General features: G+C 45.7%; 12 protein-coding genes, 1 pseudogene and 1 riboswitch. Of the genes and pseudogenes, 2 read left to right on the top strand and 11 right to left on the bottom strand.

Annotated elements, in window-relative coordinates; translation table 11 throughout:
• Positions 1-14: 14 nt before the first annotated feature.
• The 10 genes and pseudogenes from ABFY19_RS03870 to ABFY19_RS03825 form a co-directional block, all read right to left on the bottom strand.
• A complete protein-coding gene (locus tag ABFY19_RS03870) occupies positions 15-896 on the bottom strand; it encodes a DUF58 domain-containing protein (protein WP_418791929.1) in 882 nt (293 codons plus the stop codon).
• Between the two features lie 2 nt (positions 897-898).
• The gene (locus ABFY19_RS03865; RefSeq protein ID WP_418791928.1) at positions 899-1,939 is read right to left on the bottom strand and encodes an AAA family ATPase; all 1,041 of its coding nucleotides are present in this window, start codon (positions 1,937-1,939) and stop codon (positions 899-901) included.
• 59 nt (positions 1,940-1,998) lie between these two features.
• Entirely contained in the window at positions 1,999-3,675 is a 1,677-nt protein-coding gene (locus tag ABFY19_RS03860; RefSeq protein ID WP_418791927.1) for a hypothetical protein, read from the bottom strand.
• A 2-nt stretch (positions 3,676-3,677) separates the two neighbouring features.
• Positions 3,678-4,532, bottom strand: a complete 855-nt coding sequence (locus ABFY19_RS03855) for an ABC transporter permease (RefSeq protein WP_418791926.1) — start codon at positions 4,530-4,532, stop codon at positions 3,678-3,680.
• Positions 4,529-5,458: an ATP-binding cassette domain-containing protein gene (locus tag ABFY19_RS03850; protein WP_418791925.1), complete on the bottom strand. Its 930-nt coding sequence runs from the start codon at positions 5,456-5,458 to the stop codon at positions 4,529-4,531. The genes ABFY19_RS03855 and ABFY19_RS03850 overlap by 4 nt, the downstream gene beginning before the upstream one ends.
• Positions 5,459-7,900 (bottom strand): hypothetical protein, encoded by a 2,442-nt coding sequence (locus ABFY19_RS03845; protein ID WP_418791924.1) that lies wholly within the window; start codon positions 7,898-7,900, stop codon positions 5,459-5,461.
• A gap of 290 nt (positions 7,901-8,190) precedes the next feature.
• Entirely contained in the window at positions 8,191-11,481 is a 3,291-nt protein-coding gene (locus ABFY19_RS03840; RefSeq protein ID WP_418791923.1) for an S-layer homology domain-containing protein, read from the bottom strand.
• 253 nt (positions 11,482-11,734) lie between these two features.
• Positions 11,735-12,031: pseudogene (locus tag ABFY19_RS03835) on the bottom strand (transposase); the annotation flags it as partial.
• 489 nt (positions 12,032-12,520) lie between these two features.
• On the bottom strand, positions 12,521-13,618 hold the full coding sequence (gene rsgA, locus ABFY19_RS03830; protein WP_418791922.1) for a ribosome small subunit-dependent GTPase A: 1,098 nt from the start codon (positions 13,616-13,618) through the stop codon (positions 12,521-12,523).
• Positions 13,619-13,749: 131 nt separating this feature from the next.
• Positions 13,750-14,919, bottom strand: a complete 1,170-nt coding sequence (locus tag ABFY19_RS03825; protein ID WP_418791921.1) for a phosphoribosylaminoimidazolecarboxamide formyltransferase — start codon at positions 14,917-14,919, stop codon at positions 13,750-13,752.
• Positions 14,920-14,955: 36 nt separating this feature from the next.
• Positions 14,956-15,038: riboswitch (ZMP/ZTP riboswitch) on the bottom strand.
• A 129-nt stretch (positions 15,039-15,167) separates the two neighbouring features.
• On the opposite strand from ABFY19_RS03825, the gene ABFY19_RS03820 reads away from it, so the two are divergent.
• Entirely contained in the window at positions 15,168-15,440 is a 273-nt protein-coding gene (locus ABFY19_RS03820; protein ID WP_418791920.1) for a type II toxin-antitoxin system Phd/YefM family antitoxin, read from the top strand.
• The gene (locus ABFY19_RS03815) at positions 15,424-15,750 is read left to right on the top strand and encodes a type II toxin-antitoxin system RelE/ParE family toxin (RefSeq protein ID WP_418791919.1); all 327 of its coding nucleotides are present in this window, start codon (positions 15,424-15,426) and stop codon (positions 15,748-15,750) included. The genes ABFY19_RS03820 and ABFY19_RS03815 overlap by 17 nt, the downstream gene beginning before the upstream one ends.
• Before the next feature lie 71 nt (positions 15,751-15,821).
• Here ABFY19_RS03815 and ABFY19_RS03810 read toward each other — a convergent pair whose 3' ends face one another.
• Complete coding sequence (locus ABFY19_RS03810) at positions 15,822-20,168, bottom strand: cadherin-like beta sandwich domain-containing protein (RefSeq protein ID WP_418791918.1); 4,347 nt, start codon at positions 20,166-20,168, stop codon at positions 15,822-15,824.
• Between the last annotated feature and the right edge of the window lie 14 nt (positions 20,169-20,182).

Below are 20,182 nucleotides of genomic sequence, written 5' to 3'. Positions count from 1 at the left end.
CACCCCTTCCCCTGCTATACCAATACACCAATACTCCTTAATGAATGCAGCAGGATATCCTCCAGTTTGTCTTCTGCAGATACACTAAGGTAAGTTATTTCCCGGTTCCCGCAAAACCCTTTGATGCCCTGCTCAAAACTTTCCACCTGTTTACGATATGCCTCCAGCATCATAGGTGTAATGCTCACTTCCCTGAATTCCCGGTTTTCACAATCAACCAACCTGTAATTTCCCAGGAGTTCAGGGTTCTTTTCCGCTGCTGACATAACATGAAGCACTACCACCTGCTGTCCCAGGTGCTGTAAATATTTCAAACCCTCCTGATAACCGGCGGGGCTCAAGAGGTCAGAGATAAGCACTGCAATTCCCGGCCTCCGGATAAACCGTCCGGCACTGCGCAAGGCCAGATTCAACTCAGTGGCCCCTCCGGAGCGCAACTGACCCAAATACCCCCAAAGCCGTGTAATACCTACTTTCCCTCTCTGCAGGGGTAAAAAACCTGACATGTCGTCATTAAGGGCGACAGCCCCGACCTGTTCCATATTGACAAGAGCCAGGTAACCCAGTGCTCCGGCCAGCTCCCTGGCTATCTTAAACTTGGTTCCACCCCCCCATTCCATAGAACCACTGGTATCTACCAGAAAATGCACACAAAGGTCCTGCTCCTCCATGAACAGCTTAATAAACAAACGATCCAGCCTGGCATATGCGTTCCAGTCAACCTGCCGCCAGTCATCACCCGAAGTATAGGGACGGTAATCGGCGAACTCAACCGACTGCCCTTTCCTGAGGGATCGGTGTTGACCGCTGTAACGGCCGGTAAGGGCCTTTTTCAGGAGAAATCCCATACTCTCCAGCTTATTCAAAAATTCCCGGTCAAAGAAAAGTCCCTCCACCTCTATTTCACTCCTTTGGTTTTGGGAACTGTTTCCAAAAGTTCTTTAATCAGTATATCACCTGTAATACCCTCTGCCTCACCCTCAAAATTCAGAAAAAACCGGTGTCTCAGAGCAGGCAAGGCAACAGCCGCCACATCCTCAAAGGCTATATTGAATCGTCCCTCCAGGAGGGCCCTGATTCGCGCCGTGACCAGGATTGCCTGACCTCCTCTGGGGCTTGCCCCGTAACGAACATATCTCCTGACCCGCTCGGAAGCTTCAGGACGTTCGGGATGAGTGGCCAGAATCAGCCTTATAATATAATCAACAACATGTGTGGCAACAGGAACAACAGAAGCTGTTTTGATTAAGCCTGCCAGGTCTGCGGCATCAGCCACCTGGTTAACCTCAGTCTCGCCATATCCCGTAGTTTTTAGTAAAATCTCCCGCAACTCCGTCTCACCGGGGAAATCAACCAAAACCTTGAACAGGAAACGATCCATCTGGGCCTCCGGAAGAGGGTATGTCCCCTCCATTTCCAGGGGATTCTGGGTCGCCAGAACAAAAAAGGGCTCCGGCAAGGGCCTGGTAATACCGGCCACAGATACCGTCCGTTCCTGCATCGCCTCCAAAAGAGCACTCTGAGTCTTGGGAGTTGCCCTATTTATCTCATCTGCCAAGACCAAATTGGCAAAAACTGCTCCCTGCTGAAACTTAAAACCCCTTCCCTGTTCAGTTTCAGTCATAATATTGGTACCGATTATATCGGCAGGCATCAGGTCAGGGGTGAATTGGATACGGGCAAATTTTAACCCCAGTGCCCGGCCAAGGGTCCGCACCAGGAGGGTTTTTCCCAGACCGGGGACCCCTTCCAGCAGGGCATGTCCTCCTGTCATCAAAGTAAGCAGGATTTGTCTGATAACATCCCCTTGTCCGACCATCACCCTGGAAACCTCTGCTTCAATTTGGCGGACCCTGTTGACAACCTCCTGAACCTGGGCCTCATCCACTTTAGCCTGGTTTTTTATATTCTCCTGATTCTCGGTAGTATCATAGTTCACCCTCATCCCTCCAAGCCAATTTTAGCAATCAAGACAAATTTCCCGGGTATCACCCCGGTCTACTCTCCCGCAAGACCCATAAAATATTCCCTCACCATATCCTTCATATTATCAGGAACATACTGCTGTTCCAAGCCCTGCATTGCTTCAGACTCATACCGGGTCAGAACCTCGGAATAGGGCAGAAGCCAGCCCCCGGTAACCGGACCGTTCTCCGTATCTACGGAAACCGATGTGCCCGAATCCCCCGGGGTCCCACCCACATATTCAGGCCGGCCGTCACTGCCCAGTCTTGTAGGCACATAAATAACCTCATATTGCCCCTCATTTTCAGGAGCTATGCCCCAGTAATCGTCAGTACCCGGACCTGCTTCCCCCGCTGAATGTGAACCACCATCAGTGTTGGTGGAACCGGTCCCTGCTCCACTTCCTGCTCCACTTGCGGAAGCAGAACCGCTTCCAGAACCAGTCCCTCCGGCAGCACCTTCTCCGGCAGCACCTTCCGTGCCTACACCTGCGGATCCGCCGGAGCTGCCACCGTTATTGCTGCCGGCATTACCATCGACATTACCTTCAGCGTTACCGGCATTACCAGTGCCAATGGCATTGCCACCTGTATTACCGGCAGAACTCCCCCCGGCACCGGTGCTGAAAGTGCCGGCCATAGCCGTCTGCGACTTTCCGCCGGAACTTCCCATTGCCAGCATTCCTTCCTTGGCACGTCTCAAAGCAGCCTGCATATCAGCAGCCAGCCGGTCAGCCATCAAGGCTTCAGCAAACTGCCCGACAACCTGTTCTTTAAGTTCATCCAGGCTTTTCCTTTCCTCTGCATCAAGTTCCTTCACCGAAGCACCAAGAGCCTCCATCTGCTGCTTAAACTTCTGAAGGTCGCCTTTTTCCAGGGCCTTACCTGCCTCAGCAGTAAGCGGCTTTTCTTTTAACATACCTGCCACTTCTGCCAACCAGGATTTCGTTTCCTTCTGTGAGAACCTGCGGACAATATCGGCTTCTTCTTTCGCCAGGGCAGCAGCCCCTTTATCCAAGGAACCGGCCTCTGCCAGTTCCTGTTCGAGCTTTTTAAGTTCAGCATCAAGCTGTTTTTTAATATCATCAGGAACTTCTTCATCTTGCGCCACCTGCCGGCGCAGTTCCCGGATATCTTCCTTTGCTTCAGCAAGAGCCAGCTGTTCCTGTTTCCTGGCCTCAGCCACTTTATCCATGGGGTTCGGATAAAATGCCAGGACCGTAACTGCCAGCAGCAGCACTAAAACTGTCCCAAATTCCCGAAGTGACTTTATCCAGAGCGGAATGCCCCGATAATCCATTTTTTTCAGAAATTCAAGGGCATCATCACGCTGTCTCACTATAAACGGGTCATTAGAGTTCCGGAACTCCCAGGCTGTGGCAGCCCGTTCACTGAGTCCAGTCTGATCAGCAGCCAGTGCGGCTTCCCTGCATCCCGGCCTCTTTTGCCAGGCTCTGACCAAAAATACGGTTACAACCATTAGTCCTACGGCAGCCGACCGGAACAGGCTGTCAGCAATAGGCACAAATCTGGAAACCGCAAGTATGGCAGCAGCAGCAACCAGGCCACAAACAAAGGCTCTGAGCGCCCATTCGATGTAATGTCTTATAGCCACGCGCCTGAGCGATGGACGCAAAGCCTTCTGAAGCTGCTGTTTTCCATCTCGTAGAGATAATTTAGCCTTGGGAGATAATTCATTTGCTTCACCCATACTTACCCTCTCCTTTTGCTCCCTGCCCTAGTGGGACGGATCAGCCATACGGTAAGTCCCACAGCCAGCAAGGTAATGACCGTATCCAGCAAAAGGCTTACCTGCCAGGGGGCCAGTGACTGGATAGGTAAATTACTGCTGCTAAAGGGCACGATATTCCCACCCATAGGAAGAACCGAACCCAAGGCCACCAAAGGATTAAAATAAATAATAAATGGTACGGATTGCGGTCCGGTTACCGGACCACCAATATAATACTGGGTAATTTGTACGATTAAAGCTGTCAGGAAAACGGTCCCGAAGAACAGCATAAAAGTTGCCCCATAAGTAACAATAATGGCTACTGTAGTACGTTTAAAAAGTGATGAAAAAAACATTCCCATACTCCCCAGAAGAACAGTTGTTACCATAAGAATACCTGCCACCTGAAAAAACTGGCTGAGTGAAACCCCGCCAAAAAAGAAGACAATGCTGTAAAACGGCATGGAAATCACGATCAACAACAGCATATAACTGATTGCTGAAATCAGTTTGCCGGTAGCCACCGACAATGGGGACATCCGGGTTATCATCAGTAAGGGCAGGGTCTGTCTTTCCCTTTCCCCGCTGATAACCCCTGCCGTAAGGCCGGGGGTCAGAAAAGCTATCAAGCCAATCTGGAGGATAGCCATAATGTTAAATATCTCTATCCCCATCCGGTAAACCCGCGGTCCGCCCATACCGCCCCTTGTCTGTTCAAATATAAAAAATCCACCGACAACGGCAATAAACCCCAGATAAACGGTAATCACCAACGGAGACCGCCAGGTCCTTACCCTGTCACGCAATTCCTTGGTTAGAACGGGATTGCCTGTCACTGTACCACCCCCCTGGTAATGCGCATAAACAGGTCTTCCAGACTATTGCTTGTTTCTGCAAAAGACAGTACAGGGATTCCTGCAGTTATTAATCTCCGGAGAAGTTCGGCCTGACCGGTGCTATCTCCGGAAAAGCTAACCTGGAGAACACCGTCGGCAGTTTCGGTAACAGCAGCAACTCCGGGCTGTTCCCTGATAACCTCAACTGCTGCTTCCTGTCCCGAACTCACCTTGACCTGAATCAGCCTGTCTGAACTCAGTTGTGCGGTTATCTGCTCAACAGTCCCTTCTGCGACCAATTCACCAGCTTCAATAATACCCACATGAGTACACAGTTCCGCCAATTCGGATAAAATGTGTGAGGAAATGATAATGGTTTTTCCCATCTTTTTCAACTCACGCAATAGTTCCCTTATTTCCACCCTGGCCCTGGGGTCAAGACCTGAAGCCGGCTCATCAAGAATCAGCACCTTGGGGTCATGTACCAAGCACCTGGCCAGACAAAGCCGCTGTTTCATCCCCCTTGACAGGGAATCCACGTAAACATCAGCCTTATGACTTAAATCCACCAGTTCCAGCAGGTCTGCAATTATATTCCGGCGCCTGTCAACCGCTATCCGGTAACATGATGCATAAAAATCAAGATATTCGGTAACCTTCAGCCTGTCATAGACCCCAAAGAAATCTGGCATATAGCCAATTAGCTGCCGTACCTTCTGAGGATGCCTAATCACATCAATATCATCAATATATGCCTGGCCCGCAGTAGGTGTCAACAGAGTAGCCATGATTTTCATGGTAGTTGTCTTACCGGCACCATTGGGACCGACAAAACCAAAAATACTGCCCTCTTCAATACTAAAGCTAACACCTTTTAAGGCTTCGAATTTCCCGTAATGCTTTGCCAATCCTGCAACCCTGATCATTTAGCCACCACCTTTTCTGGTCAGGGATATGCTTACTCCGTTCACTTCATACCAGTCCCTGTCGCTCTCAATCCTGAATTTTACCATACGGTTTTTGTTTACATATTTTGCATAATCCTTGATGACATTACTGCCCGGGCGCACATTAAAGTTTTCCCACTCCTGTTCTTCCCAGTTATAGAGGAAGCCTATCATGGTAGTCGGGCCACTTCCGGACAAATAAAGTTCCATATTGTCAAAATAACCCTTGGGAAGCTCAAACTGGTATACTGCCTTCCCTCCCGCCTGAATCTGTACTACCCCGGGCGGCCCAAGAGCAACATTTGTACTGTCAATAACTGTACCCATAATAAAACCAGGTGGTATATTAAGGTTTTCTGTGTCAATCTTAAGGTTCACGGGCAATTTGAATAATGTGGTATAGAACTGTTTTATATCCTCGCCGGGAATTTCGATGGTACCCTTTATTTTTTGATCCGACCATGCCAAAAATAATGCCTGCCCCCCACCGGGGTTCCAAGGGGCGCCGTTAAACAGGGCTTCCAGCAGCTGCTGTCTGAGCACATCCTGCCGGGTTTGCTTTGGCGGGGTTCCGGGACCCTGCCACTGAATACCGGGATTGTAAATCTGGTAATAAAAGGGCGGGCCCTGACTGCCAAGACTGCCTTTTGGCATTTCAACCTTAAGTGTTTTTCCTGCCTTAAGCGGCCCTGTTTTTTTAAAACCATATGCCGTAACCAATACACCGTCTGTAAAGTCATATTCCGTATTGTTGGTAACAATACCCGCCCAGCCGTTACTATCAAACTTTAACTCCCCTGAAATATTTCCGGCAAGGGAGATATCGGTTTCATGGCCAAACCCCCGCATTACCCAAGTATCCATATCTTTAAGCTGAATTACCGTACTCCTGGGTGACTGTTCCACAACAAGCTGGGCTTCCGGCACCTGGCCCGGACCATATGACCTGATATAATCATAAGCCGGGAGTGAACTGATGAAGTGCTGCCCTTCCAGCTCTAGCCTGTAAGTATCGACTTTAGGGGCAAAAATCCCAGTAATGGTCTCTGCCCTTGCATTGGTTGTCCCTTGACTCATATCAACAATACTTATCTGGTGAGTCAAGACTTCATTGTGCCTTTCCTGAAATGAAGCCACATATATAACTGCCACAAATACTATTGCTAAAGCCGGAGCCATTATCCAGGTCCATTCGCGTTTGTCAATTTTTTTAAGTATCAGGTAACTCAGAGGCCCCACCAGCAGTACGTACAACCCTAAAACTGCAGCTATCCCCTTAAGGGAAGGAAACTGCAGCCCGGGGATTGTGTTCAGTGCTTCTATCATTGCCCAGGTGTTCCCGCCGGCAACATATTTTAAATGAGTTTTATCCATTGTATTCAGGGGGTGTCCCCCAAAAAGCAGTTCCTGCCATATGGCCCCGGTCCCCTTCCATCCGGCCATCGGTTCCAGTGCCGGGTCATAAGCCAGGCAAATTACCTTACCATTGCCAATTGCCTTTTCTATAGCCAAATACCTGCCAGCATCCCCATAAAGACCCCTGCCGCTGATATCGCTAAACAAAGCGGTCTGTACCGGTTCCTCTAAAGCAGTTAGTTCCTTAAGGCCCAGCATACGGTGCAGTGAACCCAGGTTTCTGGTTTCAACTCCAGATACCTTGGCAATTGCCAGTTCGGGAGGCAGATTTGGTATTACCTTCTGCCATCCCGGCCCGCCTCCCACCGCCAGGATTCCTCCCTGATTAACCCATCGGTTCAGAGCGTCCTGTCGTTTGCTGTCAAGGTTCAGGTTTACATCATCAATCACAAGGATGTCAAAAAAAGAAAGTAGCTCAGCTTGTTCCGGGAAAGATTCGTGATTCAGGGTCAACACTACCGGTGAAACCCCATTAATGAGACTAAGACCATAAAGGGAACGGAATTCGGAAGGGGCCCGGTCAAGAATACCGATAATAGGCTGTTCGACAGGATGAAAAGTAAGGTTTATCTTATCTTCAGCCAAGACCTTTTTTCCTGTTATCAACTGAACTTTAAGGCTTCCTGTATATTCATTGACTGGTATATTAAGGTCAAATTCCTTTGTGCTTCCCGTCGGGATTATTGCATTTGTCTGGTAATCCACAGGAAAACGCTCCTGGTTACTGAAAACAACTTTAATTTTGCCTTCAATATCAGGGCCGCTGTTAGCTGCCTCAATCCTGAGCGGCAGCCATTTCCCCTGTTTTGAGTGGTTCCCAAAAGCACTTTTGGCATCAATGGTTATTGTCTTTTTAGTTTCAGCAACTTTTTCCGTTTCTCCGTCCGGTGCTGCAACTGCTAATCCTGCATTTAACAAAACAATTATAACGGTAATAATAAGCGAAGCAATTTTACGGTTCCAGACATGTCCTGCCGGTTTAAATAGTTTGGATATGTCAGGCATCTGGTATCATCCTTCCTCCCCGAGTTTAAGAATTTTAGTGTTCTCTTCTCTCATAAGATTTTTGACGTAAAAAGAAGGCTGAAAGTTCCCATACTTATAATGTTGTTTCTGCAAAGTGATGTGAAAAACCTCTAATATTCGAGAATTTATCTCCCAAATAATGTTAATTTGCCAATATTTTTGAAAATATTTTGCTATAGAAATACCCGGAAACCTGAAAGGCGTCCGGGTATCATAAAACAAATATTGCTTTTCAAATGTTTTCAGCATTAATAGAATTGATTTTTCCATTAATAGGACTGGCATGGAACCTGCTCAAAATAACTGCCGCTGGAAAGTTTATCATAGCCGTAAGTATAGATGTGGTCATCGTCTTCCTGGAAGCCCTGAGCCTTGGCCACTGCTTCAGGGTCAGGCAGGTCATACTTATCTGTCCTGACACGGAATTCTACCTTGCCAACGTCACCCCAATAAAGGTGGGCAAAGTCTTCCAACAGGACCGAATCTCCATTAATTGCAAATGGATATGGCTTCCCTGTATATGGCTTTAAATAAATGCGGACAGTCCGCTTCTCACCCGGCTGCAGAATAGGTATGGGCTGTCCCCTTACCGGTTCATACACCGGATAATAGATGGGATAGCCATTGCGCCCCCTGCTCAGCCCGTAGAGAAAATGAACCACATACTGCAGGGCATCGGCAAACTGCTGTTCCTGCGGCCAGTGACTGAATACCTCATGGTCTAAACTGACTTCCTCAGTCCATTCCCATTCGGCATCAATATTGAAACTGCCCGGTAAGGACGGTTTGTCATATGGATTGCTTATCTCAATATCCATATAGGCCGGCCTGTAAAGATAATCCGGATGGTTCTTCAGGAAAGCGGAGTTAATCGGGTTTGGGCTTGCCGAATTAGTAGCTGCAGTGATTTCATTCCCTAAACCCTCTGCTGTTTTTGTGACTAATTCATTTGTTATCTCATTAGCAGGAATACCGGCCTCAGTCAGGGCTACCTGTGCCATATAATCAAGGCTCATATTAGAGAGCTGGTCAAAATTAGGCAGAGTGGGAGGAATGCCCATAGCAGCCATCCCTGTGTTCACCAGGGCTTCAAGGGCAAGTTTCAGTCCCGCCCGCCAATTGTCCGGAATAAGGGGGAAATTACTGGCAACAAAATTAATCAGCCCTGATTTCAGGTTTGCATATGCACTGCTCACCCAATTGGTGATATTTTTAATTATATCAATTATTGAACTGAAAAAGTCTACTATGCTGTCCCAAAGCTCTCCCCACCAGGATTTATCCGACTCTTTGTCAACAATGGTAACAGATGTGCCTTTAACTAGGACCTTGGGAATAATTTCATTCTCGTACTTAGCCGGAGTGATGGTTGCATCACTCATAACGTAATGATAATAAGGATAAAGCTTTTGTCCGGTCTGTACATTCTTAAAGGTACAGTTGATTTCATTCCACTTAGGGGCCCGGTAAACAATGTATTTATGCTCCCATTCGGGATCCTCCCACTGCACCGGCCGGTAATGCAATACTTTTATGTTAGGGATATATGATTTTACTGATACGTCCTGGGGAATAAACCATTTGGGGGCACTGGGATAACCGTAATTAACAGTAATAGTTTCAGAAAACGCAACCTCTTCACTGCCCGCAATATTTGAAGGTTTAACTGCCACCGCCCGTACATAATAGGAAATAAATTCATCAGGCTTCATGATTGATTCGTCCGGACCAAATTGACTAAACTTGATAGGAACCGCATTTTCAAACTGAGTATTAAGCTTTACCGGGAGGTTTGTATAAGATTTGCTGTATACCAGCCCCTTGGGTGCATCCCAGTCAACCATACTGCCGGTGAAAGGCTTGGCAGCCACCTGCATGACTACCCTGGTGACAGCCGGATCAAAGCCGTGGAATAAAAACCAGTAATCACTTGTATATCTGCTATCAGAATGATGAGAAATGGTTTCATGAACCATTAAATTTGGGAATTCCCCACTGTAACCTAAATTGTCCGGCCCGCCTCCTTCAGCCTCCCCTTCCCACATCGGAGCCCAAAGCTCAAAGGATGGATTCAGGTTCTGACCGGCAACTGCCGCTGTGAGTGGTTCCCCATAGAGGACCTCGAGCCCCTCTCCGGGATCACCGATACATTTCCCTGACGAATCAACAGGGACAGCCCGGACATAATATTTTTTCTGGGCCTTGGGAATTTCTTTGTATGTAGAGGTATTACTCCATAACAACTGTCCTGCCGGCTTCAACTGCCACTGAATGCCTGATGACTGGCCGGCAGCAATAGGGCCGAAGTCAATCACAAATTCTCCCGCCTGTGCTGAAACCTCACCTGAAGCCACCAGCCCACGGGGATATTTCCAACTGTCACTAAAGCCGTTGAATGGCGCCTTGGATACCTGCCAGACCACCTTGGCGGCCTGGGATGTATTTAAGTTAAAAGCAAACCAGCGTTTTTTATTCCCGTCCCTGTCTATCAAAGCTGCACACTGGGCTTTGGTATATATGGATCCCTCCGGTCTGGGAAGCAGCCAATAAGGAGGTATCACAGGTGATACACTGGGCTGTATCCCGGTATACAAATTTGGCTGAACCGGTTGAATAGGCTTCAAATCAACCATTAAATCCAGACCTGCTGTTCGGACTAATCGTCCTGTACCACCGCTCGCAACAGCCGAAGGCCGTTTTGCAGGCTTACCCGCTTCGGTGGCAACAAAAAGTTCAAGGCGGGAATCATACCTGGGGAAGGCTATCCGGTTACTTAAATCTGAATTAATGAATTTCTCTTTTTCAGTCAGCTTTTTGACGTCCGCTTGCCCTACGGAAATAGTTGCATCAATCACATTTACCCGAAAAGCCTCATAAGTCCTCTTAATAAGAGTTATGGCCTGCTCCCGGGTGGTATTGCTCAAGGGATCTATCCTGTTGCCTCCTACACCGTTCATGATATTATTTTTATATGCAAACTTCATGGCATCAGCCGCCCAAGAGGCAATCAGACCCTTGTCACTGAATGGGAAGTCGGTACCGATACTTTTATCAAGACCGGTCACTGCCACATCAAGGGCCCGGAAAATCATGACACATATTTCCTGTCTGGTGATATTCCAGCCAGGTGAGAATTTTCCGGCTCCGGTGCCTTTAACAATTCCCAGCTGGTATGCCTTGATTATTTCCGGGTCTGAAGTATCTGTAAAAGGACTGCTTCCGGCTGTTGCCGTTTTACCGCTGAGTTTTTCGTAAAGCTTAACCACAATTGTACAAAATTCCTGGCGGGTAATAGGTTTTTTAAAATCTTTCATAATACCGGGATATGTCAATCCATATTCATATGCCTGCTGAAGATGTGGTATGGCCCAGGAACTGGCACTACTGTCAATTTGCACCGTTGCCGAGGATGGAAGCTGTATAGTTTGAACCGGGGGATTAAGAGGAATATTTCCCATCAGTGCCCATGCATCACCGCTTATTCCAAAACCTGCCGCCACATTGACCAGGACAGCGATTATCAATATCCCGCTGATAAACCCGAACCTTCTTTTTTTCACTATTTCCCCTCCTTTTTTTATAGCCTCTCAGAAATACAATTTCACTTAAACAATTCTGCCAAAAATTAATATATGTATTTAAATTATACCTAGAACCATATTAAATTACCACAATAAATTGAATATTACAATAAATTGAATACTACTATGATAAATTCATGAGGCATATCGTATGTAAAAAGGGACCGTGTCATAAGTAATTACTTATGGGCATGGTCCCTGTCTTTGTGTCAAAAAATTAGCGAGCTTCTTCTTAAGCCCACTGGATAGTTGCCATTTTTGAAACATTATGTGCCATACACAGTAATCCCCACTCAATTTTAACCTTTTCAAGACCCCTGAGGAGGAATCTTTTAAAGCCCCAACACCATTTTATCCGGCCAAATACGTACTCGGGTTCAATACAGCGTCTTTTGCGCAGGGCAAGGCCTAGCTCAGAAGTTAAGTTTTCTCTGGCTTCTTGCTTTAGCTCTTCTAAACGGACATTAACCTCTATCCTACGGTTCCAGTACTTGCTTTTAGTACAGGATTCTCGGTTGGTACACCCGGTACAGTCTTCACATTCATATACTCTAACATGAGACTCGTAGCCAGTAGTGCTTTTTCTTTTTACCGTTTAAGCTTCCTCCGCATCTTTACTGTTTCATTAATAATTCTACACTGGAAGCAAAAACCCTTTCACCTTCAAAGCAATGTTTTTTCTTTTCCTGCTTTTGATGGTCCTATGAGAGGGATGCACCTTGAAGGAAAGGGCGGGAAGCTTGGTGAGATGTTGCACAAGGTTTTCCTTGCACTGGCCTCGTGAGGAGTCTTACCGCACTCCGCTAAGCGAAGTCACGAACCGGAGCCACGGATGGCGGAGCCGCCACTGAGGCAGGATGCCGAATTGGCGGTTTAGTCCGTGACTTCGCCAGGAGCAAGGTTAGAACCCTCCGATGCCAGTGCGGAAAACCGGTGCTATAACTCACCAGATTTCCCGCCCAATCAAAAAGGGAGCATATCACTTATGGGACACTCCCTTTTGATTCCTAATGTATTTTTATCTCTTCCCTTTGTTTTTCCGGTTACCTTTAACAACCTGCTTTTGAGCATCTAGTGACCCCATCATATCAACTATTTTCTGCTTCTCTGCCTGGGCCGCAGACAATGTACTTTTCCGTACTTCAAAAACCATCTCCCGCTGCAGCTTTTTGTAGTTTTCAAACCGCTTGACAGATAAGGTCCCATCTTCGATAGCCTTCTTCACAGCACACTGTGGTTCAGATTCATGTTTGCAATCCCGGAAACGGCACTTTTCGGCCAATTCTTCGATATCAGCAAATGACCTGGACAAATCAGCTCCGGCAATCTGAATTTCACGCATACCGGGCGTGTCTATCACCACTCCACCGCCATCAGATAGAACCAGTAGCTGCCTATGTGTGGTAGTATGTCTGCCCTTATCATCTCCCCTGATTTCTTTAGTGACCAGCACCTGTTCACCCAACAATTTGTTAATCAGTGTGGATTTGCCTACACCTGATGAGCCGATAAAGGCTATAGTTTTGCCTTTATGCAAGTATTTGCCGATCCCGGTATAACCATCACCATTCATACTCGTAGTAATAACCACATCTACTCCAATGGCAACAGACTCTAACTCCTTCAGCTTTGTGGGCAAATCACTGCACAAGTCGGACTTGGTGAGTACAATAACAGGAACTGCCATGCTGTCCCAGGCAATGGCAAGATACCGCTCAATACGGCGCACGTTAAAATCATTATTAAGTGACATACAAATAAAAACCGTATCAATATTAGCAGCTATCTTCTGCCGTTCCTGCCCGGTACCCGCCGCCTTCCTTTCAAAACAGCTTTTCCGGGTAAGAATATGATGAATTATGGCGTAACCATTGTTATCATCTATCCTGTCAACAAGTACCCAATCACCAACAACGGGATAATCTGCCGAAACAGATGCCGAGTAACTGAGCTTTCCGGAAATTTCCGCCCATATCTCACCGCTTTCGGTGATAACCCGGTACATGTCCTTGTGCTGGGCTGAAACCCTGGCCAAATGCAGATTGCTGTCATACATTTCAGCTTCCTGAATAAAACGTTCAGAAAGTCCTATATTATATAAATTGTTTTTACTCATTTTAATTGTCCTCCCGTATTTTAGTAGCATGTTAAGGGGAGGGCAGATTGATTTATTTTGCTGCTACCTCCCCTATTATTACTATATCCGCGTTAAATGTTGAATACACAAGTATCAGCTCCTTTGAAATGTTAGTGATGGAACAGCCTTAATCCCGTAGTCACCATGACCATTCCGTATTCGTTGCAGGCATTTATTACTATATCATCTCTAAGTGAACCGCCTGCCTGGACAATATACTTAACCCCGCTCTGAGCGGCCCGGTCGATATTGTCCCTAAATGGAAAGAAAGCATCAGAGCCTAAGGTAACATTTTTTAAGCCTTTGAGCCATTCCTGCCGTTCCTGTTGAGAAAGCCTTTCCGGAACTGTTTCCAGTATATCCTGCAACATATTAAGTTCATAATCAGTGACATCATTTCTGACAAACAGGTCCATGGCATTATCCTGGTCCGCAATCCCCACTTCCGGCTTGAACTTAAAACCCTGTACTCTGGGATGCTGTTTTAAGTACCAGATATCAGCCTTGTCCCCTGCCAACCGGGTACAATGTATCCTTGACTGCTGGCCCGCACCGGAACCGATAACCTGACCGTCATGTACATAGCACACGGAATTGGATTGAGTATACTTGAGTGTCAGCATTGCCAGGATCATATCCCTCTTAGCCGCATCAGGCAATTCCTTATTATCGGTCACAATATTGTCAAGGTCTGCAAAACTGGGGATAACACTATTTTTTTTCTGGAGAAACTCAATACCGTAAATAAACCTTGCTTCAATTTCAGGCGGTTCATATGCTGGATCAATTTGTATGACATTATATTTCCCGCCTCTTTTCTGCTTAAGAAGCTCAAGTGCTTCCGGAGTATAACCGGGAGCGATGACTCCGTCAGACACCTCTTTTCTCAAAATTTCCGCAGTGGGTTTGTCCACAGTGTCACTCATAGCTGCCCAGTCACCAAAAGAAGACAGCCTGTCCGCCCCCCTTGCCCGCGCATATGCCGCAGCAAGTGGTGATAAATCTATATCACTAACCCGGCAAGCCTTTTTTTGTTCTTCATTCAATGGTAATCCGATTGCCGCTCCGGCCGGGCTAACATGCTTAAAAGAAGCGGCTGCCGGCATGTTCAGAGCAATCCGCAATTCCTTGACCAACTGCCATGAATTGAGGGCATCCATGAAATTAATATACCCCGGATTACCGTTTAGCACCTTGATAGGAAGCTCATCACCGGCAAAACGGATTTGTGCCGGCTTCTGATTTGGATTACAGCCATATTTTAGTACCATTGATTTCATAAAAAACCCTCCTTTTAATAAAATACCGCCTGGGCTTTATTCTACCCAGGCGGTCGATAATAATCACCAATCACGCTCCCTGTGGGTGCCCCCACTATCCGCCAGTTACGTGACTTGTACTTTTTAAATATAATTTTAAGACAAGTATATTATCGAAAACATATGTTTGTCAAGGGAATCCTTGAATTAGTAGTATATATTTGATAGAATATAGTCAGAATAAAGATATCTGAAAGGCGGTTTCAGTAATGAATATTAAACCTTCAACAACTATTCGCCAAGACTATAACGGTTTTTCAAAATACTGCCATGACCTTGATGAACCGGTAGTGCTTACACGCAATGGAGAAGCAGACTTGGTTGTCATGAGCCATGAAGCGTTTCGTCGCATGGAAGCCCGTATTAAACTGCAATCCAGACTGCTGGTAGCAGAAAAGCAGATTGCTGAAGGCGAACAATTGATTGACCATGATGAAGTTATAGCTAGAACGCGGAGGAAGATTAATGCCGCGAAAAAATAATGTTAAATATACACCAGCAGCAGTTGATGATATGGATGAAATTTTCTCATATATATCTGAGGATAATGCAACCGCTGCCGAATCTTTATTAAACAAGCTTAACGCCGAAGTAAGCAAACTCGCGGATTTCCCAAACATGGGCTCAGTCTTATCAGAAGAAGAATTTACCCTTATTAATCGAGGGTATCGCTTTATTGTGGTAAGCCCCTATCTTGTATTCTACAGGATAATTAAAGATAATATTGTCATACACCGCATACTTCATAGCCGCCGTAACTATATTCGCGAATTATTTACTATAAACGAATAATGAAATATCTCTCACCCCTCTGCGAACTCCTGCAGAGGGGTGATATGTTTATTACGTTGTTTTGCAGCCACTTATTTTGACAAAAGGTTATACAGCACTTGTGCCATTTGTGCCCTGGTAGTCGTTTCTGCCGGGCTCAGCATATTGTTACTGCCGCTGACAATACCGCTTTGGACTAATGATGACATAGCTTCATTTGCCCAGGAAGCCACCAGACCGGCATCATTAAATACAGCTAGCTGCCTATCATTAGCGGCCGGCGGAAGTTCATCAATTAGCTTTAGTGCATTATATAGCAACACAAACATTTCCTGCCTGGTGATTGCTTTTTCAGGAGCAAACATATTGTTGCCCACACCGTTAGCAATGCCAAGAGTCTTCGCTGCTGCTAAATAGCCGGTATAATAGGTGTTGCCTGCATCTGCAAAGTTCCCGGTTTGGTCATCTGAGCCACTGGCAGGTTCAATCTGATAAGCATTCATCAAAAGAACCATAAACTGGCCTCTGGTAAGCTGCATCTCAGGACTGTAGCTATCATCCCCAGTGCCTGTAGTTATCCCGCGAGCAGCAATAAAGTCAACCGCATCCTTATACCAGACATCGGTTTTTACATCATTAAATACAACCGGATTATGACCGATGACAAAATTGGAGAAGTGCGGAGTTTTGAATACTACCACCCCGGCTGTGGCGTCAAAATGTCCCCTGACTGTTTTCAGGCTTCCGTCATTGCCGAGATAGTAGATTACAACGGCATTCGGATTTTCTCCCTGTTTCAGTGTATATGGTATCCTTACTGTTGCATGACCGCCGCCAAAGTGGGAGACCTGAACATCTCCATTCTTCACTCCAAGGTCATAGACAGGCCTGTCGGCAACCTTTGCCTGATCTTGTTCGGAGAGGCGGCTATTATCGATGATACCGGCAGAGACGGTAACATTGCCTCCTGCTGCCGCAGCCGAAATAGTTTCAATGGCTTTCCCGTCAAAGGTAATGGATATCAACGGAGACGCAATCCCAAAGCCAGCATCTGAGTTTTCAGCAATCTTTTCAAGCTCAGCCTGTGGAATATTGACTTCAATTGTACTTGTATCTGCTGGAGTATTGACAGAAACCTCAATGATATCTTCTTTAGAGGTCCCGTCTTCTGCATCAGCCTCATCAAGCAGAGCATCCACCATTGCAGTGGAGATGCTTGCTTCTGCCACTCCCGAGGAACTAGTTGTAACAGAAATTTCAGTTGAGGTCGTTGTGCTGTCATCTGTGGTTTGAGTAGTAACATCAATGACAGGCGGGGTATAGCTGCTGCCGCTGCTGCCTGTTGAAGTGCTGGCGGCCCTGTTGATAACAATCGTATAAGTCATGTTTGTTATTCCATCTTCGGCATATACTTCAATCGAAACCGTATTATCTCCAACGGCCAGTATCACTTCTTTGCTTGTTCCTTCTGTATCATTAATCGAAACATCTGAAAGCGGTTCACTGGGTTCGGCAGTGATGGTTGTACTGCTTACATTATTGCTGACATTTGCAGAATAACTTGTCGTGGCACTGTCAAACTCAGGAGTCAGCGTGATCCCTGAGGCACTTAGACCTGACAGGGTAGCATCAGGTTCAGGCACACTAATGGCCCTGTTGATAACAATCGTATACGTCATGTTTGTTATTCCATCTTCTGCATATACTTCAATCGAAACCGTATTATCTCCAACTGCCAAAGGAATTTCTACTGAAGAAGCGCTGGCCGCTTCAGTGTCGTTGACATAAATAGTTCCTGCATCTGCCGATGGGGTTATAGTGACGGCAGTCACTTCATTAGCTGCAGATGCCATGTATTCATGGACCTCAGGGTCAAAAGACGGCACCAGGGAAACGGGAGAAGCCTGCAGGTCTGACAATTCCGGATCATCAGAGGTTAAGACCGCAGATGGCAGATAATTTATTATTCCATAATAGGATTCATCATTGAAGTCCAAAATCATGCCGGGAATATCCTCATCAGCTACTCCCCAAACGTTGCAGGAGGCATCGATAGCCACCGGCTTATACTGGGAAACAACACCATAAGTGTTATTGCTTAAATCGTTATAGTTTTCATTACTGCCGCCTACGGTCACATCAATTGTGCCCTCCTGCAAATCAATCCCGTAAGCATAAAAGTAAAGGGCATAGTCAAAACCAGAGAAATTATTGTTATAAAAATCTGCAGTAATAAGTTCTGCCGGTATTGTATCAACATCATACCTAAAGCCAACACTGTCATTTGCAGATGAAGCATAATCTACTCCGTCTGCAAGTTCAAATGTATTGCCGGTAATCAAACAATTACCTTCCGGATATATTATAAATCCCCCTTTATTCTCATAAGGATAAAGAAAATCACCATCTATTACTATATCATTCCCCTGAATCAAAGCATCCCCGGCGAATCTGAAACGGAAACCGTTCATATAGTTATATTCAATCTGATTATCTTTAATTGTTGGAGAATCAATAACAAAATCACTTCTGGAAACTAAAGCATTATAGGTATAGCTGGTATCACTGTTAAAAATATTGCCTTCCACTGTCAGACCATCCAATGTAGCAGGATAATTTTGGTAATCAATGTTTATACTGGTATAACTTTGATTCCCGAAGTAATTATTATAGACTGTTGTATTGTCTGCCATACTATCATAATAAGTGAAGTTAAAAGAACTGTTCAAGTAGTTCCGGCAGTAATCGAAATCGCCTATCGAAAGGCCATATGTTCCTTCCTGGAAATTCATGCCGCTTATGGTTGTATTGGGTGCGGATACAAGCATAATAGGCTTATTTGTATCTGCTGTGTTTTTTATCACCGCATTTTCCCCGATACCTTGGATTGTTACCGGATGAAAAATGGATACCTGTTCATCATATAAACCCTCTGCAACATTAACAATACCGCCTGACCTGACCATGGATTTGGCTTCGGAAATATTGTTGAAACAGGATACCCCAAAACCCGGAGTTGAGCTGCTAAAATCATCATCTACATAGACGACATCACGTGCTATGGTAGAAAAGGTATCATCAAATATAAAGGCTTCCTCATGGGTAGCAGCGGCAGTGCTACCATCAGACGCGGGATAGATATCCCGGAAGTAAATGCGGTCAAATATTTCCTGCCTGTCCGTCGTACCCCAGTCAGTCTGACACATATCCACCTGTGATGTACTCCTCAGACTTTCAATGTACATATTGAGAATATTGCCCCTGAATTTATTCCCCGAACCTGCGTTGGAAAGATTTAAATTAATCAGGTCCGAATAGTAATCATCACCGTCATAGTAAAAGCCATATGCGAAATTAACAATCTCATTCCCATACACATTGAAGGTGCTTCCGCCGGTATCATCGTTTAGATACAGTTTAATCCCTGTCTGGTAATGATTTTCTAATGTCTTGTTGATGATGGTGTTATCACTGACAGTAATGCTGGCAGGGTTATAATAATATGTTTCCAGGTCAAAGCCGTTGTTGGTGGTTTCCACATAGTTTCCGGAAACAGTTAAATTCCCGATTTCACTCAGTTCAAGAGCGGTATCCAGGTCAAGGAAAGTATTGTTGGAAATAGTTCCATTGCGGACATCTTCATAAATACCTGTTCCATTACCATTGTTCCCTATTATAGTATTACCCTGAATATCAACAGTAGGTGTTCCGTTCAAATAAATGACATCACCAGATAAATCCGTTGAACTCATCTGAATGGTTGAATCATATATAAGCAAATATGGAGTGTTATCTGTTCTTACCGGATAAAATGCTTCTATGTCACAATTAAGAATAGACACAGTGAGGTAATCTGAGTATTTATCTAAGACAGCCACTTGCATATCACTGATGGTGCAGTCCTCCAATGTGACATAGCTGCCTGCGCCGTCAGCAGAATAAGTGTACATTCCTGTTACGGCTGAACCGTCTTCCGGCTCCCCGGTAGTTAAATTATCACCTGACAGATTAAGGTGACTTAAAGTTAGACCTAACTTTGAAGCCAAGCTGTCAGCGGCAAATATCCATTCCGTAGTCCAAATCTGATTGGGTGCCGTTAAAGTGCTGTCATAATCAGGATAGATAGTGACATTATCATAATTACCGTTTCCGTCATCATAAGCAGTAATAGTTAGGTTTTGGTGGGTTATATATGTGGTAATACTATAATCCCCTTCTCTTAAGCAAATGATGGAAGCAGCATTAGTGGGCGCAAGTTCCAGAGCCCTTTCAATAGTTTTAACTTCCTCACCCAAACTGCCGGAATTGGCATCATCACCGTTGACAGGGTCCACGTAAACATTGGTCGTCTCTGCCAAAACAGTCGCTGACATAACCGCCAATAACAATAGCATCATTAAAATGGTTAACAGCCACCGCGATAAGCTTTTTTTATTCATTTTCATTTCCTCCA

This window comes from Phosphitispora sp. TUW77 (assembly GCF_048453025.1).
GTDB lineage: Bacteria > Bacillota > Thermincolia > Thermincolales > UBA2595 > Phosphitispora.
This window is presented reverse-complemented; position numbering and strand designations above follow the sequence as displayed.

What these genes read in the sequence shown, in the direction of transcription:
- ABFY19_RS03860 (WP_418791927.1), bottom strand. Translation starts at nt 3,675, where the DNA reads ATGGGTGAAGCAAATGAATTATCTCCCAAGGCTAAATTATCTCTACGA.
- ABFY19_RS03815 (WP_418791919.1), top strand. Translation starts at nt 15,424, where the DNA reads ATGCCGCGAAAAAATAATGTTAAATATACACCAGCAGCAGTTGATGAT.
- ABFY19_RS03845 (WP_418791924.1), bottom strand. Translation starts at nt 7,900, where the DNA reads ATGCCTGACATATCCAAACTATTTAAACCGGCAGGACATGTCTGGAAC.
- ABFY19_RS03810 (WP_418791918.1), bottom strand. Translation starts at nt 20,168, where the DNA reads ATGAATAAAAAAAGCTTATCGCGGTGGCTGTTAACCATTTTAATGATG.
- ABFY19_RS03820 (WP_418791920.1), top strand. Translation starts at nt 15,168, where the DNA reads ATGAATATTAAACCTTCAACAACTATTCGCCAAGACTATAACGGTTTT.
- rsgA (WP_418791922.1), bottom strand. Translation starts at nt 13,618, where the DNA reads ATGAGTAAAAACAATTTATATAATATAGGACTTTCTGAACGTTTTATT.
- ABFY19_RS03850 (WP_418791925.1), bottom strand. Translation starts at nt 5,458, where the DNA reads ATGATCAGGGTTGCAGGATTGGCAAAGCATTACGGGAAATTCGAAGCC.
- ABFY19_RS03825 (WP_418791921.1), bottom strand. Translation starts at nt 14,919, where the DNA reads ATGAAATCAATGGTACTAAAATATGGCTGTAATCCAAATCAGAAGCCG.